The following is a 14,376-nucleotide window of genomic DNA, read 5'->3' as shown; positions in this document are numbered from 1 at the left end:
CCGCTTTAGTCACTGCGTCTGGTTGAGGTTTTCAGATGGCCTATAAGTTCGACTTTATTCCGGTCCTGCAAAACGCTGACCTGCTGGTTCGTGGGGCTTTGTTCACCCTTGAGCTGACGGCCATCGGCACTCTGCTGGGCGTCAGCGTCGGTATTGTCGGCGCCATCGTCAGGGCCTGGAAGATCCAGCCGTTTTCGGCCCTGTTTGGGGTCTACGTCGAGCTGATACGCAACACGCCGTTTCTGGTGCAGCTGTTCTTCATCTTCTTCGGCCTTCCGTCGCTGGGGGTGCAGATTTCCGAATGGCAGGCAGCGGTGCTGGCGATGGTGATCAACCTCGGCGCGTACTCGACCGAAATCATTCGCGCAGGCATTCAGGCGATTCCTCGCGGGCAGCTGGAAGCCTCGGCCGCACTGGCGATGACGCGCTTCGAGACGTTTCGCCATGTGGTGTTGATTCCGGCCCTGGGCAAGGTCTGGCCCGCGCTCAGCAGCCAGATCATTATCGTCATGCTCGGCTCGGCGGTCTGCTCTCAGATTGCAACGGAAGAATTGAGCTTCGCCGCCAACTTCATTCAGTCGCGTAATTTCCGCGCCTTCGAGACGTACATCATCACCACGCTGATCTACCTGTTCATGGCGCTGATGATTCGTCAGTTGCTGGCGTGGATCGGACGTCGCTACATCGCGAGGAGCCGCTGATGGATTTCACGCTATGGGACATCGTGCGCAACCTGCTCACAGGCCTGCAATGGACGCTGGCGCTGTCGCTGGTGGCGTTCATCGGCGGCGGCCTGATCGGCTTGCTGGTGATGACGATGCGCATCTCTGAAAAGAGTTTCTGGCGCCGGCTCGCGCGGTGCTACATCGAGCTGTTTCAGGGCACGCCGCTGCTGATGCAGCTGTTTCTGGTGTTCTTCGGCGTGGCGCTGATGGGTGTGGACATCTCGCCCTGGGTCGCGGCAGCGCTGGCGTTAACACTGTTCACCAGCGCGTACCTGGCTGAAATTTGGCGGGGCTGTGTGGAATCGATTTCCAACGGTCAGTGGGAAGCGTCGGCAAGTCTGGCGCTGACGCCTTTCGAGCAACTGCGGTATGTGATTCTGCCCCAGGCTTTGCGCATCGCCGTGGCACCGACCGTGGGCTTTTCGGTGCAGGTCGTCAAAGGCACCGCCGTGACGTCGATCATCGGGTTCACGGAGCTGACCAAGACCGGCGGCATGCTCGCCAACGCCACGTTCCAGCCTTTCATGGTCTACGGCTTCGTCGCTCTGGGCTACTTCCTGCTGTGTTATCCGCTGTCGCTCAGCGCCCGTTACTTGGAAAGGAGACTTCATGCCTCTGCTTAGAATTTCCGCCCTGCACAAATACTACGGCGATCACCACGTGCTCAAAGGCATCGACCTCAGCGTCGAGGAAGGCCAGGTCGTGGCGATCATCGGCCGCAGCGGCTCGGGCAAAAGCACATTGCTGCGCACGCTGAACGGGCTGGAGTCGATCAACGACGGCGTGATCGAGGTCGATGGCGAATACCTCGATGCAGCGCGGGCTGATCTGCGCAGCCTGCGGCAGAAAGTCGGCATGGTGTTTCAGCAGTTCAACCTGTTCCCGCACCTGACCGTGGGCGAAAACGTGATGCTCGCGCCGCAGGTGGTGAAAAAAGTCTCCAAGGCTGAAGCGACGCAGCTTGCCAAAGAAATGCTCCATCGCGTCGGACTTGGGGAGAAGTTCGACGCGTTCCCGGATCGTTTGTCGGGAGGCCAGCAGCAGCGCGTGGCGATTGCACGCGCCTTGGCGATGTCGCCAAAAGTGCTGCTGTGCGATGAAATCACCTCGGCGCTGGACCCGGAGCTGGTGAATGAGGTGCTCAGCGTCGTGCGCGAGCTGGCGAAAGACGGCATGACGCTGATCATGGTGACCCACGAAATGCGTTTCGCCCGGGAAGTGGGCGACAAGCTGGTGTTCATGCATCAGGGCAAGGTGCATGAGGTGGGCGATCCAAGAGAGCTGATGGCCAATCCGAAAACGCCGGAGCTGGCGAATTTCATTGGATCGGTCGAACACGCCTGAACAGGTCGCTGGCCATCGACCTGTAAACAATCACGTCACGCCCAACGCTTAAATGCGCGTTTGGCGGCAGTGATGGTTCGTGGCACGATGTCGGGGTTAACGACCGAGACCTTTTGACCATGTCGCCATCCACAGCCAAAAACCTCTCGCTGATCGCCGCGATCGACTTGGGCTCCAACAGCTTCCACATGGTGGTCGCCAAAGCGAATCAGGGTGAAATCCGCATTCTTGAGCGGCTCGGCGAGAAAGTGCAGCTGGCCGCCGGCATCGACGACGAGCGCAAGCTCAACGAAGAATCCATGCAGCGGGGGCTCGATTGCCTCAAGCGTTTTGCCCAACTGATCAACGGCATGCCACCGGGCGCCGTGCGGATCGTCGGCACCAACGCCCTGCGCGAAGCGCGCAATCGCAACGTATTCATCCACCGCGCTGAAGAAATCCTCGGCCACCCTGTCGAGGTCATTTCCGGCCGTGAAGAGGCGCGCCTGATCTATCTCGGCGTGTCCCACACCCTCGCCGACACACCAGGCAAACGCCTGGTGGCGGACATCGGTGGCGGCAGTACCGAGTTCATTATCGGCCAGCGCTTCGAACCGTTGCTGCGCGAAAGCCTGCAAATGGGTTGCGTGAGCTTTACCCAGCGTTACTTCAAAGACGGCAAGATCACCCCGGCGCGTTACGCCCAGGCCTACACGGCGGCGCGGCTGGAGATCATGAGCATTGAGCACGCGTTGCATCGTCTGACGTGGGATGAGGCAATTGGCTCGTCCGGCACCATCCGCGCCATCGGCCTGGCCCTCAAAGCAGGCGGCCACGGCACTGGCGAAGTCAATGCCGAAGGCCTCGCCTGGCTCAAACGCAAGCTGATGAAGCTCGGCGAAGTGGACAAGATCGACTTCGACGGACTCAAGCCAGATCGCCGCGCCATTTTCCCGGCCGGTCTGGCAATTCTCGAAGCGATCTTCGACGCCCTCGAACTGAAGCGCATGGACCATTGCGAAGGCGCGCTGCGCGAAGGCGTGCTGTATGACCTGCTGGGCCGTCATCATCACGAAGACGTGCGTGAGCGTACTCTCAGCTCGCTCATGGACCGTTATCACGTCGATCTGGAACAGGCCGCACGGGTCGAGCGCAAGGCGCTGTCAGCGCTGGAGCAGGTCGCCACGGCGTGGGAACTGGAAGACGATCTGTATCGCGAACTGCTCAGCTGGGCCGCCAAGGTGCATGAAGTGGGGTTGGACATCGCCCACTATCACTACCACAAACACGGCGCGTACTTGATCGAGCACTCGGATCTGGCGGGTTTCTCGCGGGAAGACCAACAGATGCTCGCGCTGCTGGTGCGCGGCCATCGTCGGAACATTCCCAAAGACAAGTTCGCCGAATTTGGCGATGAAGGCGTGAAGCTGATTCGTCTGTGCGTGCTGCTGCGTTTCGCGATCCTGTTCCACCACATTCGCGGCACCCAAGAGATGCCGCAACCTGTGTTGACCGCCAACGGCAACGACCTCGACATCCTGTTCCCGGATGGCTGGCTGGAAAACAACCAGCTGACTCAGGCCGACTTCGCGCTGGAAGCGGAGTGGCTGACCCGAGTCAACATCAACCTCAGCGTACGCTGAGGACCGGGTTGCTCAACTTCTCCAGAAGCGACGCCTGCACATTGCGGGCGTTCTGGTTGCCGGTTGGCGTGCTGCGAAGGTAGCGCCCGTCCGGCTGCAACAACCACGCGTGGGTGTTGTCGGTCAGATACCCCTCCAACTCCTTCTTCACGCGCAGAATCAGCTTCTTGCCCTCTACCGGGAAGCAGGTCTCGACGCGCTTGTCGAGGTTGCGCTCCATCCAGTCGGCACTGGACAGGAACATTTGCTCGTCGCCGCCATTCAGGAAGTAGAACACGCGAGTGTGCTCCAGGAAGCGACCCACGATCGAGCGCACCTGAATGTTGTGCGACACGCCCGGAACCCCCGGACGTAGGCAGCACATGCCCCGCACCACGAGATCGATCTTCACCCCCATCTGGCTGGCTTTGTACAGCGCGCGGATGATCTTCGGATCAGTCAGCGAGTTGAACTTGGCGATGATGTGCGCAGGTTTGCCGTCGGTCGCGAACTGCGTCTCGCGGGCAATCATGTCGAGCATGCCCTTCTTGAGCGTGAACGGCGCGTGCAGCAGCTTCTTCATGCGCAGCGTCTTGCCCATGCCGATCAATTGGCTGAACAGTTTGCCGACGTCTTCGCACAAGGCGTCGTCGGAGGTCAGCAGGCTGTAGTCGGTGTACAGACGGGCGTTGCCCGCGTGGTAGTTACCGGTCCCGAGGTGGGCGTAACGCACGATTTCGCCCGCTTCGCGACGCAGGATCAGCATCATCTTGGCGTGGGTCTTGAAGCCGACCACACCGTAAATCACCACCGCACCGGCGGCCTGCAAGCGGCTGGCGAGTTGCAGGTTGGACTCTTCATCGAACCGTGCGCGCAGCTCGATGACTGCCGTGACTTCCTTGCCGTTACGCGCGGCATCCACCAGCGCATCAACGATTTCTGAGTTGGCGCCGCTGCGGTACAGCGTCTGACGCACAGCCAGAACGTGAGGGTCTTTTGCGGCCTGACGCAGCAAATCCACCACCGGCGTGAAGGATTCGAACGGGTGCAACAGCAGAATGTCCTGCTTGCTGATCACGTTGAAGATGTTTTCGCTGTTCTGCAAAAGCTTCGGAATGGCCGGGGTGAACGGCAGGTATTGCAGCTCCGGATGGCTGTCCAGGCCGGTGATGCTGAACAAACGCGTCAGGTTCACCGGACCGTTGACCTGATACAGCTCGGTCTCGCTCAGGTTGAACTGCTTGAGCAGGTAGTCGGACAGGTGTTTCGGGCAGGTGTCGGCCACTTCCAGACGCACCGCATCGCCGTAGCGACGGGAGAACAGCTCGCCACGCAGGGCGCGGGCCAAGTCTTCTACGTCTTCGGAATCCAGCGCCAGGTCGGCGTTACGGGTCAGGCGGAACTGGTAGCAGCCCTTGACCTTCATGCCCTGGAACAGGTCATCGGCGTGGGCGTGGATCATCGACGACAGGAACACATAGTTGTCGCCCGGGCCGCCGACGTCTTCCGGCACCTTGATGATGCGCGGCAAGAGGCGCGGGGCCGGGATGATCGCCAGACCCGAATCGCGACCGAAGGCATCGATGCCTTCCAGCTCGACGATGAAGTTCAGGGATTTGTTGACCAGCAACGGGAACGGGTGCGTCGGGTCGAGGCCGATCGGTGTGATGATCGGTGCGATTTCGTCGCGGAAATAACGACGGACCCACGTCTTCAGCTTGGTGGTCCAGTAACGACGACGGATGAAGCGCACCTGATGCTTTTCAAGCTCGGGCAACAGGATGTCGTTGAGGATGGCGTACTGGCGGTCCACATGACCGTGAACCAGCTCGCTGATGCGGGCCAGCGCCTGATGAGGCTGCAAGCCGTCGGCACCGGCTTGCTCACGGGCGAAGGTGATTTGTTTCTTGAGCCCCGCGACGCGGATTTCGAAGAATTCGTCCAGGTTGCTGGAGAAGATCAGCAGAAACTTGAGGCGTTCGAGCAGCGGGTAGGATTCATCCAGCGCCTGCTCAAGTACGCGAATATTGAACTGCAGCTGCGACAGCTCGCGGTGAATATAGAGGCTGCTGTCATCCAGGTTGGGGATCACGATCGCCGGGCTGGCAGGCTGCTGCGGCTCGACAGCGGGCAGCACCTCGATGGTCGGTTCGACCACGGCGGTGACTTCAGGAGACGAGACGGTGGGCTCGAGTTCAATTGAGGCTTCGGTGCTTCCTTCGGTACTCATGAATAATCCTGTAAGGCTTTTGCCCTGTAACAGTTGGGCCGGGAGAACGGCCGAAGAGATCGATCTGTCGGTCCCTTCACGACAAAAGGGACGATCAGCGGCGCAGACCGGTCACACCGGACACCTGCGGGCCCGAGCGCGCGGGCAAACGTGACAGTTATAAGCCAGCATTATGACTGACGCATGACAGTGGGATGTCCACCATACCGTGTAGGACTTAAATGCGCTTCCTAGACGACAATTCTGCTTGGGTCGTAAGAAACTTTAACGTAGTGACACATTTGGACACTTTCCTGAATGTGTCCGGCGCGTTAGGCTGCGCGTTCATTTCGCCAGCACCCATATGATGCTCCAGCATTTTTTACAAGAATTTGGCTACTTCGCCCTCTTCCTTGGAACCTTCTTTGAAGGTGAGACCATTTTGGTGCTCGCTGGATTTCTCGCGTTTCGAGGGTACATGGACATCAATCTGGTCGTGGTGGTTGCCTTCTTCGGCAGCTACGCAGGCGATCAGCTCTGGTATTTCATGGGGCGCAAGCATGGCCGCAAGCTTCTGGCACGCAAACCGCGCTGGCAACTGATGGGCGACCGTGCGCTGGAACACATTCGCAGGCACCCCGACATCTGGGTGTTGAGCTTCCGCTTTGTCTACGGTTTGCGCACCGTCATGCCGGTAGCCATCGGCCTTTCCGGGTATCCGCCGGGGCGTTATTTGCTGCTCAACGGCATCGGTGCTGCGGTCTGGGCGGCGGCGCTGGGGGCTGCGGCATACAAATTCGGCGCGGTTCTCGAAGGATTGCTGGGCAACGTCAAGAAATACGAGCTCTGGGTACTTGGCGCCCTGCTGGTGATCGGTGGCCTGCTGTGGCTGCGACGCCGCATCAAGAATGCCCGCATCGCTCGCGAGGCCAAGCTGGCGGTGCCCGCGACGGCTCCCGTCGAGGTCAAGGACCGGCCAGACGAGTGAAACGGCCCCGAGCGCAATACACCGTGATTGCGCTCAACAGCGTGTAAGTCAGCAGCACCGTCCAGCCCAATGCACTCGCGGGCCATAGCCCCACCACGGGGGCCAGCGCCATCAGCGGCAGATTCGCCGCCAGCCTCAATCCTTCCAGTTTCAACGCCGACGGTCGGTTTTCCAGGGCCGCGCCAAACACGAACAATCCTAGCGCAACCCATGACCAGCCGACGATCAGCGCAGGCCACGGCAACACGTCGCCATTCGACAGCAGATAGCTGCCCAATAGTGTGTACAGCGAAAACTGCGCACCAACGTACAGCTGCTGCGTCAGGCCCAACGGCACTTCGAATTTACGGAACTGCGCCAGGTCTGGCTTGATGATCGGGTATTTCGCCGCCACGTCCGCGGGCCGCCATCCAGTCGGCATGAACCAGATCCGCCATTTATCCCACGTCGATCCAGCGCGCCGGGCATCCGCTGCCAACTGGGTGTAAAACTGCACGTTCGCCCACAGCGGGTTCCAGCTTCTCAGCGGCGTAGTCACCCCGAAAATCGGCGGCTCCTCATCCAGCTCTTCCTGGAAGGTGCCGAACAGCCGGTCCCAAACAATGAACACCCCGCCGTAGTTGCGATCCATGTAGACAAGATTCTGCGCGTGGTGAGCGCGATGATTAGACGGCGTCACGAAGAACCATTCGAACCAGCCCAGCTTGGGAATGTGCCTAGTGTGGACCCAGAATTGATAAAGCAGATTGAGCGAGGCCACCGCCACGAACACCACCAGCGGCACGCCGACCACGGCCAGCGGCAGATAGAAAATCCAGCTCAGCAGAAAGCCGGTGCTGGTCTGGCGCAAGGCGGTCGAGAGGTTGTAGTCCTCGCTCTGGTGATGCACGGAGTGCGCGGCCCAGAGAATGTTGCGCTCGTGCCCCATCCGATGAAGCCAGTAATAGCAGAAGTCGTAGAAGATGAAGGCGAACACCCAGACCCAGACGCTCTCGGCAGACAGCCGCCACAAGGCCAGATGCTCCAGCGCAAAGGCGTAGGTGACCAGCCCCACGCCTTTGGTCAGCAGGCCCGTGGTCGTCGACAACACGCCAGTACTCAGGCTGTTGATCGCATCGGCGACCCGGTAATTGTTGACCTTGCGCCAACGGTCGGCGACCAGCTCGACAGCGATCAGCACGAAGAAAAACGGCACTGCGTACAGAATGAAATTCATCGACGCCACCCGACAACGAAACCTCGAAGATTAGGCGTCACCACGGCAAAACCCTATGGCAACAGATGACAAATTAGTAGACATTTGAGGACATCGTTGGCGCGGCGAGCCGCTCGTAAGCGCCAGGGAACACGACATCACCGGCGTACCCGGTCTAGCCCGGATCGCTCAAGAGAGGGAACACAGGCATGAGCAAAAAAGTGGCCGTCATTCTTTCCGGTTGCGGCGTTCAGGACGGCGCGGAAATTCACGAAAGCGTGCTCACCCTGCTGCGTCTGGATCAACGCGGCGCCGAGGTGAAATGCTTCGCGCCAAACATCCCTCAGTACCACGTGATCAATCACCTCACTGGCGAAGAGATGCCCGAAACCCGCAATGTGTTGGTGGAATCAGCGCGCATCGTGCGGGGTGCCATTGAGGACATCCGCGAGGCGGACGTCACTGAGTTCGATGCGCTGATCATCCCGGGCGGCTTTGGCGCGGCGAAGAACCTGTCGAACTTCGCCTCAGAAGGGTCAGGCTGCAAGGTTCAAGCGGAAGTGCTGGCCATGGCAGAAGCCTTCGCCATGGCGGGCAAGCCCATTGGATTGATCTGTGTGTCGCCCGCGTTGGCGGCCAAGATCTACGGCCCGGGCGTGACCTGCACCGTTGGCAATTGTCCTGAAACCGCCGCCAAAATCACCAGGATGGGTGGCCAGCACGAAGAATGCGACGTCACGGACATCGTTGAAGACAAGGCCCGCAAGCTGGTCAGCACCCCGGCATACATGGTTGCCAAGTCGATTGGCGAAGCAGCGTCGGGGATCAACAAGCTGGTGGATCGGGTGCTGGAGTTGGTGCAGGAAAGTGAGGAAGTTTCGGCCTGATACACCATTGGACCGAAATACACCGGACTCAATCTGTTGGAGCGAATGCACTCGCGAAGATGGGTCAGACCGTAGCGATGTGTCGCCTGCACCGGCCAATCGCGAATGAATTCGCTCCTACAGGGAGTCTGTGTCTGCCGGACACACTGCTATCACTGCTGACGCAAAACCTCTGTGGGAGCGAATTCATTCGCGAAAAATGTTCCAGACATCAGAGATGCGTCGGATGTACCGGCCTCTCGCGAATAAATTCGGTCCCACAGCTTCAACCGCGTGCATCCCTCTCTCGCGTCAACCGGGTCAGAATCCGGTCCAGCGAATTAGCGAATGCCTGTTTCTCGCGATCCCCGTAAGCCCCCTGCCCACCGCTGGCCTGCCCTTGCTCACGCAGGTCGGTGAACAGATTGCGCACCGCCAGTCGCTCACCCATGTTCTGCTCGTCGAACTCCTTGCCACGCGGGTCCAGCGCCGCAACGCCCTTTTTCACCAGTCGATCCGCCAGCGGCACGTCGCTGCAAATCACCAGTTCGCCCGGCGCGGCATGCTCGACCAGGTAATCGTCAGCCGCATCAGGGCCGCTGGGCACCACGATCAGCTTGACCAGCGCGAACGCAGGCCTAGGCACCGCTTGCCCCGCCACCAGCACGACCTCGAACTGGCGCTTGAGGGCGAATTTGACCACTTGATCCCTGGCCGCTTTCGGACAGGCATCGGCATCGATCCAGACGCGCATTTTAGAACTCCATCAATCTGCCGTTGTAGGAGTGGGTTACGCCGCTTCGATCCGACGCTTGTCCGCCCACCGGCTGCGACCATACAGCAACGCAATCGCCAGCAACGCAACCGCCTGCGCGCCCAAGGAATACGCATCGGCGTGAATGCCCAACCAATCGAACTCGAAGAACGGCACAGGCCGCGTGCCAAAGATGCCAGCCTCTTGCAGCGCCTTGACGCCATGCCCGGCGAACACCACCGACAACGCGCACAGCAGCGCAGCGTTGATACCGAAGAACATCGCCAACGGCAGTTTCGCCGAACCGCGCAGAATCACCCACGCGAGGCCCACCAACAGCACCAGCGCCGTGGCACCGCCAGCCAGCACGGCGTTATGCCCGGCGGGACCTGCCTGCAGCCACAGCGTCTCGTAGAACAGAATCACCTCGAACAGCTCGCGGTACACCGAGAAGAATGCCAGCACTGCGAAGCCGAACCGACCGCCACCGCCTACCAGGCTGCTCTTGATGTAGTCCTGCCACGCCGCCGCGTGACGACGGTCGTGCATCCACACGCCCAACCACAGCACCATGACACTGGCGAACAGCGCTGTCGCCCCCTCCAGCAACTCGCGCTGCGAGCCGCTGACATCGATCACGTACGCTGCCAGCGCCCACGTTCCCAAGCCAGCCAGCAGCGCCAAACCCCAACCCACGTTGACGCTGCGCACCGCCGACTGCTGGCCGGTGTTGCGCAGGAACGCCAGAATCGCCGCCAGCACCAGAATCGCTTCCAGCCCTTCGCGCAACAGAATCAAGAGGCCCGAGATGAAGCTCAGGGACGTACTGAGGCCATCGCTGCCAAGCAGATCGGCAGACACTTTGAGTTTTGCCTTCGCCGCGGCCAGTTTCTCAGCCGCTTCTGCAGCGGGCAGCCCGTCCTGCAACGACTGACGGTAGGCCATCAGCGCCTTCTCGGTGTCCTTGCGCACCGTGGCGTCGACGTTGTCCAGCGAGCTTTCGACCAGCTCGAAACCTTCCAGGTAGGCGGCCACCGACAGGTCATAGGCCTGCTCGCGATCACCGGCCTGGTACGCGGCCAGGCTCTTGTCCAGCGTCGAGCTGGTGTAATCGAGCAGTTGCGAGGGACCCCGCTGGACCTGCGGTGGCTGGGCACGCTGGGCGCGGAAGGCCGCGGCGGCTTTCGGGCCCTCTACAACCAGCACTTCTGTCGGAGTCTGGCGGGCCAAGTCCGCGAGGTTGAACGTCTTGACCGCTTCGGCTTTGGGGTCGGCCGTGAAGCTTGCGATGTAGGTCGCCACATCCCAGCGCTGACGGTCATCCAGTTGGTCGGCGAACGACGGCATGTCCGTGCCTTCGATGCCCAGGCCCAACGTGCTGTAGACGTCATACAGGCTCAGGCGATCAAACCGCGACGCATCACGCATGTTCGCAGGGGGTGGCGACATGCCGACCGCCGCAGGACCATCACCCGCTCCCGCATTGCCGTGACAGACCGAGCAATACTGCGCGTACAGCGGCGCACCGCGTGTCGGGTCCGGGGTGATGACCGGTGCCTGGCTCACTTCGTACGCCACGGCCAACTTCGCCCCCAACTGCCGTGCTTGATGCGCGACCTGCGCGCCATCGTCCTTTTGCTCGACAGCCGACAGCAGCGCCTTCGCGCCTTGCGTGAGTTCGGCACGCTCCGGCCGCTCGGGCAAGCCCGCGATCAAACCCTGAACAGCGCCGAGAAATTCGAGTTGCTCCCGATATTCAGCCTCGTCGATCACCTTGCCGTCCGCCACCGTCGCCGGGTAGTCAGCGCTGACGTAGTTGAACAGGTGAAGGGCTTGTGCGGCTCCATCATCGGAATCCGCGCGAGCGGTCACGCTAAGCAGGACCAGCAGCGCCAGACCCAAGCCGGCCATGAAGCGTAAAGGGGAAAACATGAGTGGATCTCAAACAGGAATGCGAAGGGTTGTCATTGTTCATGTTGAGAGACTTGCACTCAAGTTTTACGGCGTCTTTCGTGCCGTTTTTTGCAGGCCAAGGTGCGACACATCAATTTTTTTCGAAAACAGCGTGGCACAGGGGCTGTGTAAGACGTGTCTGAAAATCCCGCGCGACATCAAAAAGCCATTGTTTAAAGTGTCTCTGTCCTTATAATCCTCCGCCGCCACTTCGTGGCACACAGCCATCACTTGATGACTGGCCCGCTGGAAGCCCCGCTTCTCAAAAAAGGAATTGCACAGCCGAGCGTCATGGAAACCGGCTGGCTCACTCAAGGACAGATTCGATGTGCTCTCGCGCACTCGGCACACTGGTGCTGATCATTGCCGCGCAACTGACCGGCTGCGCTGCGTTTCGCAGCTACGACACCGAGCTGCAGCAGACCAACCAGCAACTCACCCGAGGCAACGTCGACGGCGCCCTGATGCTGCTGGAAAAACACAACACCGGGGACGACAAGGACCTTCTCTACTACTTCGAGAAAGGCGAACTGTTGCGTTCCAAAGGCGATCTCGCGGGTAGCCAACTGGCGTGGGGGCGTGCGGACCAGACGGTCATCGCTTGGGAAGACGCCGTCAAGCTGGACAGCGGCAAGTACCTGGCCGGGTTCGGCAGCTACCTGGTGAACGACAAAGTGCGGCGCTATGAAGGCTACGACTACGAAAAAGTCATGCTGACCACGCAAATGGCGCTGAACCGGCTGGCGGAAAACGACTTCGATGGCGCTCGCACTGACATCAAGCGAACCCACGAGCGCGAAGCCGTGATCGCCGAGCTGCGCGACAAGCAGTACCTCAAGAGCGAAGACGACGCCCGAAGCCAGGGCATGACGTTCCAGTACAAGGACCTCAAGGGCTATCCGGTCGAAACCCTCGACGCACCGGAAGTCGTAAACCTGAAGAACAGCTATCAGAGCGCGTTCAGTCACTACCTTGCCGGTTTCGTGTACGAAGCGCTGGGCGAAAAAGACTTGGCAGCGCCGGGCTATCGTCAGGCGGCTGAGCTACGCCCCAACACACCGCTGTTGGATCAGGCCCTGCTGGACCTCGATGCCGCAGGCAGCAAAAACACCGCCACCGACGGCAGCGACGTATTGCTGGTGGTGCAGGTCGGCCTCGCACCTGCGCGTGATTCGATTCGTATCCCGCTTCCATTGCCGATCGACAACAATCTGGTCATCACCACTTTGTCGTTTCCAGTCATCAAAGCCGACAACTCGACGCCGTTCTTCAATCAGGTCGGCGTGGACGGTCAGCCCGTCAACCTGACGTCGCTCAACAGCACCACCGCCATGTCCCGCCGCGCCCTGCGTGACGACATGCCGGGCATTTTGCTGCGCACCACCGTGCGGGCCATCAGCCGTGGCGTCGCGCAGAAGAAGCTCAACGAAGTCAATCCGCTGGCAGGGCTGGCCGTCGGCATTGCGTCCGCCGTCACGGAAGGCGCCGACACCCGCACTTGGCGCACCTTACCGGACCACACCCTGGTGGCACGCATGCGCCTCAAACCGGGCGAGCATCAGGTGACTCTGCCCTCTTCGCTGGGCGGTGCTCATGTGCAACTCAACATCGACCGCCCTTACCAAGTGGTCACCCTGCGTGCCATCGGCAATCAGGTGTTCACCAGCGGCCTGGCCGCGCAGGTGATCCCGTCGACCCTGCCGCAAGCCGTGGCACTCAACACCCCTTGAACGGAGACACAACATGCTTCGCAAGATCTGCGCCCTGATGGCCCTGGCGTTGCTCGCCGGTTGCGCCACCCCGCCGCCACCCGCCCCGGGCAGCGCCGCCAGCAAGGTGGTCGCTTTGGGTGACCTGAAAAACATCGACATCGGGCCGATGCGGGTCGCCCGTGAAAACGGCTTCCTGACCGTCAACGTCTCGCTGAACAACACCAGCAGCTACAACAAGACGATGTACTACCGCTTTGCCTGGCTGGGCAATGACGGCTTCCCGGTCGCTGAGCCCGAGACCTGGAAAAGCCTGACACTGTACGGCTCGCAGAGCAGTTTCCTCCCCGCCATCGCGCCCGTGCCCAGGGCCACGGACTTCCGCCTCGAAGTCAAAACCCCTTGATGCCCCTTATTCGCTCAGCAAAAGAGACCCCTTTCATGCCATTCATTCGCCTTTCTCTGCTCGCTGCCGTCGCCCTGCTGGCCACCGGCTGCGCCAACAACTCGCCCACATTGGGCAGCAAGAACATCAGCTACGGCGACACCAAGGCTGTTGAAACCGTGACCAACGAATTCGGCTCCACCGACCTGCAAATGATCGCAGAGAGCATGACCCGCTCACTGGCGCAGTCCGGCACTTTACAGGGGCGCCCGGTGGTGCAGGTCTATGACGTGAAGAACAAGACCAGCGAATACATCGACACGCGCGAAATCACCACGTCGATCAAGACCCAGCTCATGAAGTCCGGCACCGCGCGTTTCGCCAGCGACAATACCGACATGCAGAGCCAGGTCGATCAACTGAAGCTGCAAAACCAGAGTGGCCTGTACAAACAGTCTACGGTCAGCAAAACCGGCAACATGGTCGCGGCCAAATACCGCCTTGAAGGCTCGATCAGCTCCATCGTCAAGCGCAGCAGCGACTACAAAGACGTCTTCTACAAATTCAGCCTGCAATTGATCGACGTCGAAAGCGGTCTGGCCGAGTGGATGGACGAGAAAGAAATCCGCAAGACCACGGAGCGCTGA

The 14,376-nt window shown here is 60.5% G+C and carries 14 protein-coding genes; 9 read left to right on the top strand and 5 right to left on the bottom strand.

Translation table 11 applies throughout. The features are described 5' to 3' along the window. The first annotated feature begins 35 nt into the window (after nucleotides 1-35). The 4 genes from ACIQAL_RS12570 to ppx all read left to right on the top strand — a co-directional run bounded on the left by ACIQAL_RS12570 (nucleotide 36) and on the right by ppx (nucleotide 3,691). On the top strand, nucleotides 36-701 hold the full coding sequence (locus tag ACIQAL_RS12570) for an amino acid ABC transporter permease (RefSeq protein WP_401145709.1): 666 nt from the start codon (nucleotides 36-38) through the stop codon (nucleotides 699-701). Beyond that, nucleotides 698-1,348: an amino acid ABC transporter permease gene (locus tag ACIQAL_RS12565; protein WP_401146213.1), complete on the top strand. Its 651-nt coding sequence runs from the start codon at nucleotides 698-700 to the stop codon at nucleotides 1,346-1,348. The genes ACIQAL_RS12570 and ACIQAL_RS12565 overlap by 4 nt, the downstream gene beginning before the upstream one ends. After that, the gene (locus ACIQAL_RS12560; RefSeq protein ID WP_401145707.1) at nucleotides 1,335-2,069 is read left to right on the top strand and encodes an amino acid ABC transporter ATP-binding protein; all 735 of its coding nucleotides are present in this window, start codon (nucleotides 1,335-1,337) and stop codon (nucleotides 2,067-2,069) included. Before ACIQAL_RS12565 ends, ACIQAL_RS12560 begins: the two co-directional genes overlap by 14 nt. 119 nt (nucleotides 2,070-2,188) lie before the next feature. Continuing rightward, nucleotides 2,189-3,691: an exopolyphosphatase gene (gene ppx / locus ACIQAL_RS12555; RefSeq protein WP_401145704.1), complete on the top strand. Its 1,503-nt coding sequence runs from the start codon at nucleotides 2,189-2,191 to the stop codon at nucleotides 3,689-3,691. Here ppx and ppk1 read toward each other — a convergent pair. Then, on the bottom strand, nucleotides 3,678-5,900 hold the full coding sequence (ppk1, locus tag ACIQAL_RS12550) for a polyphosphate kinase 1 (RefSeq protein ID WP_401145702.1): 2,223 nt from the start codon (nucleotides 5,898-5,900) through the stop codon (nucleotides 3,678-3,680). The genes ppx and ppk1 overlap by 14 nt on opposite strands. A gap of 343 nt (nucleotides 5,901-6,243) precedes the next feature. Here ppk1 and ACIQAL_RS12545 point away from each other — a divergent pair, with 343 nt between their 5' ends. Further along, nucleotides 6,244-6,867, top strand: coding sequence for a DedA family protein (locus tag ACIQAL_RS12545; RefSeq protein WP_401145701.1), 624 nt, complete (start codon nucleotides 6,244-6,246; stop codon nucleotides 6,865-6,867). On the opposite strand, the gene ACIQAL_RS12540 is transcribed toward ACIQAL_RS12545, so the two are convergent. After that, on the bottom strand, nucleotides 6,845-8,083 hold the full coding sequence (locus tag ACIQAL_RS12540) for a sterol desaturase family protein (RefSeq protein ID WP_401145699.1): 1,239 nt from the start codon (nucleotides 8,081-8,083) through the stop codon (nucleotides 6,845-6,847). The genes ACIQAL_RS12545 and ACIQAL_RS12540 overlap by 23 nt on opposite strands. 188 nt (nucleotides 8,084-8,271) lie before the next feature. On the opposite strand from ACIQAL_RS12540, the gene elbB reads away from it, so the two are divergent. Continuing rightward, complete coding sequence (elbB, locus tag ACIQAL_RS12535) at nucleotides 8,272-8,949, top strand: isoprenoid biosynthesis glyoxalase ElbB (protein WP_401145698.1); 678 nt, start codon at nucleotides 8,272-8,274, stop codon at nucleotides 8,947-8,949. A 265-nt stretch (nucleotides 8,950-9,214) separates the two neighbouring features. On the opposite strand, the gene ACIQAL_RS12530 is transcribed toward elbB, so the two are convergent. The 3 genes from ACIQAL_RS12530 to ACIQAL_RS12520 all read right to left on the bottom strand — a co-directional run bounded on the left by ACIQAL_RS12530 (nucleotide 9,215) and on the right by ACIQAL_RS12520 (nucleotide 11,950). Beyond that, nucleotides 9,215-9,682 (bottom strand): YaiI/YqxD family protein, encoded by a 468-nt coding sequence (locus tag ACIQAL_RS12530; RefSeq protein WP_401145696.1) that lies wholly within the window; start codon nucleotides 9,680-9,682, stop codon nucleotides 9,215-9,217. A gap of 36 nt (nucleotides 9,683-9,718) precedes the next feature. Then, entirely contained in the window at nucleotides 9,719-11,614 is a 1,896-nt protein-coding gene (locus tag ACIQAL_RS12525) for an FTR1 family protein (RefSeq protein ID WP_401145694.1), read from the bottom strand. Nucleotides 11,615-11,680: 66 nt separating this feature from the next. Beyond that, nucleotides 11,681-11,950, bottom strand: coding sequence for a hypothetical protein (locus ACIQAL_RS12520; protein ID WP_401145692.1), 270 nt, complete (start codon nucleotides 11,948-11,950; stop codon nucleotides 11,681-11,683). Nucleotides 11,951-11,961: 11 nt separating this feature from the next. Between ACIQAL_RS12520 and ACIQAL_RS12515 the strand changes: the two genes are divergently transcribed. The 3 genes from ACIQAL_RS12515 to lpoB are packed head-to-tail and all read left to right on the top strand — an operon-like array spanning nucleotide 11,962 to nucleotide 14,376. After that, on the top strand, nucleotides 11,962-13,365 hold the full coding sequence (locus ACIQAL_RS12515; protein WP_401145690.1) for a COG3014 family protein: 1,404 nt from the start codon (nucleotides 11,962-11,964) through the stop codon (nucleotides 13,363-13,365). Nucleotides 13,366-13,378: 13 nt separating this feature from the next. Beyond that, entirely contained in the window at nucleotides 13,379-13,750 is a 372-nt protein-coding gene (locus ACIQAL_RS12510) for a YcfL family protein (protein ID WP_401145687.1), read from the top strand. A 35-nt stretch (nucleotides 13,751-13,785) separates the two neighbouring features. Further along, complete coding sequence (gene lpoB / locus ACIQAL_RS12505) at nucleotides 13,786-14,376, top strand: penicillin-binding protein activator LpoB (RefSeq protein ID WP_401145685.1); 591 nt, start codon at nucleotides 13,786-13,788, stop codon at nucleotides 14,374-14,376.

Source organism: Pseudomonas sp. NPDC088368, from assembly GCF_044753445.1.
Taxonomy (GTDB): domain Bacteria; phylum Pseudomonadota; class Gammaproteobacteria; order Pseudomonadales; family Pseudomonadaceae; genus Aquipseudomonas; species Aquipseudomonas bambusae.
Note: the sequence above shows the minus strand (reverse complement) of the source record. Positions and strands in the feature narration are given on the sequence as shown.

What these genes read in the sequence shown, in the direction of transcription:
- ACIQAL_RS12570 (WP_401145709.1), top strand. Translation starts at nt 36, where the DNA reads ATGGCCTATAAGTTCGACTTTATTCCGGTCCTGCAAAACGCTGACCTG.
- ACIQAL_RS12560 (WP_401145707.1), top strand. Translation starts at nt 1,335, where the DNA reads ATGCCTCTGCTTAGAATTTCCGCCCTGCACAAATACTACGGCGATCAC.
- ppx (WP_401145704.1), top strand. Translation starts at nt 2,189, where the DNA reads ATGTCGCCATCCACAGCCAAAAACCTCTCGCTGATCGCCGCGATCGAC.
- ppk1 (WP_401145702.1), bottom strand. Translation starts at nt 5,900, where the DNA reads ATGAGTACCGAAGGAAGCACCGAAGCCTCAATTGAACTCGAGCCCACC.
- ACIQAL_RS12545 (WP_401145701.1), top strand. Translation starts at nt 6,244, where the DNA reads ATGATGCTCCAGCATTTTTTACAAGAATTTGGCTACTTCGCCCTCTTC.
- ACIQAL_RS12540 (WP_401145699.1), bottom strand. Translation starts at nt 8,083, where the DNA reads ATGAATTTCATTCTGTACGCAGTGCCGTTTTTCTTCGTGCTGATCGCT.
- elbB (WP_401145698.1), top strand. Translation starts at nt 8,272, where the DNA reads ATGAGCAAAAAAGTGGCCGTCATTCTTTCCGGTTGCGGCGTTCAGGAC.
- ACIQAL_RS12530 (WP_401145696.1), bottom strand. Translation starts at nt 9,682, where the DNA reads ATGCGCGTCTGGATCGATGCCGATGCCTGTCCGAAAGCGGCCAGGGAT.
- ACIQAL_RS12525 (WP_401145694.1), bottom strand. Translation starts at nt 11,614, where the DNA reads ATGTTTTCCCCTTTACGCTTCATGGCCGGCTTGGGTCTGGCGCTGCTG.
- ACIQAL_RS12515 (WP_401145690.1), top strand. Translation starts at nt 11,962, where the DNA reads ATGTGCTCTCGCGCACTCGGCACACTGGTGCTGATCATTGCCGCGCAA.
- ACIQAL_RS12510 (WP_401145687.1), top strand. Translation starts at nt 13,379, where the DNA reads ATGCTTCGCAAGATCTGCGCCCTGATGGCCCTGGCGTTGCTCGCCGGT.
- lpoB (WP_401145685.1), top strand. Translation starts at nt 13,786, where the DNA reads ATGCCATTCATTCGCCTTTCTCTGCTCGCTGCCGTCGCCCTGCTGGCC.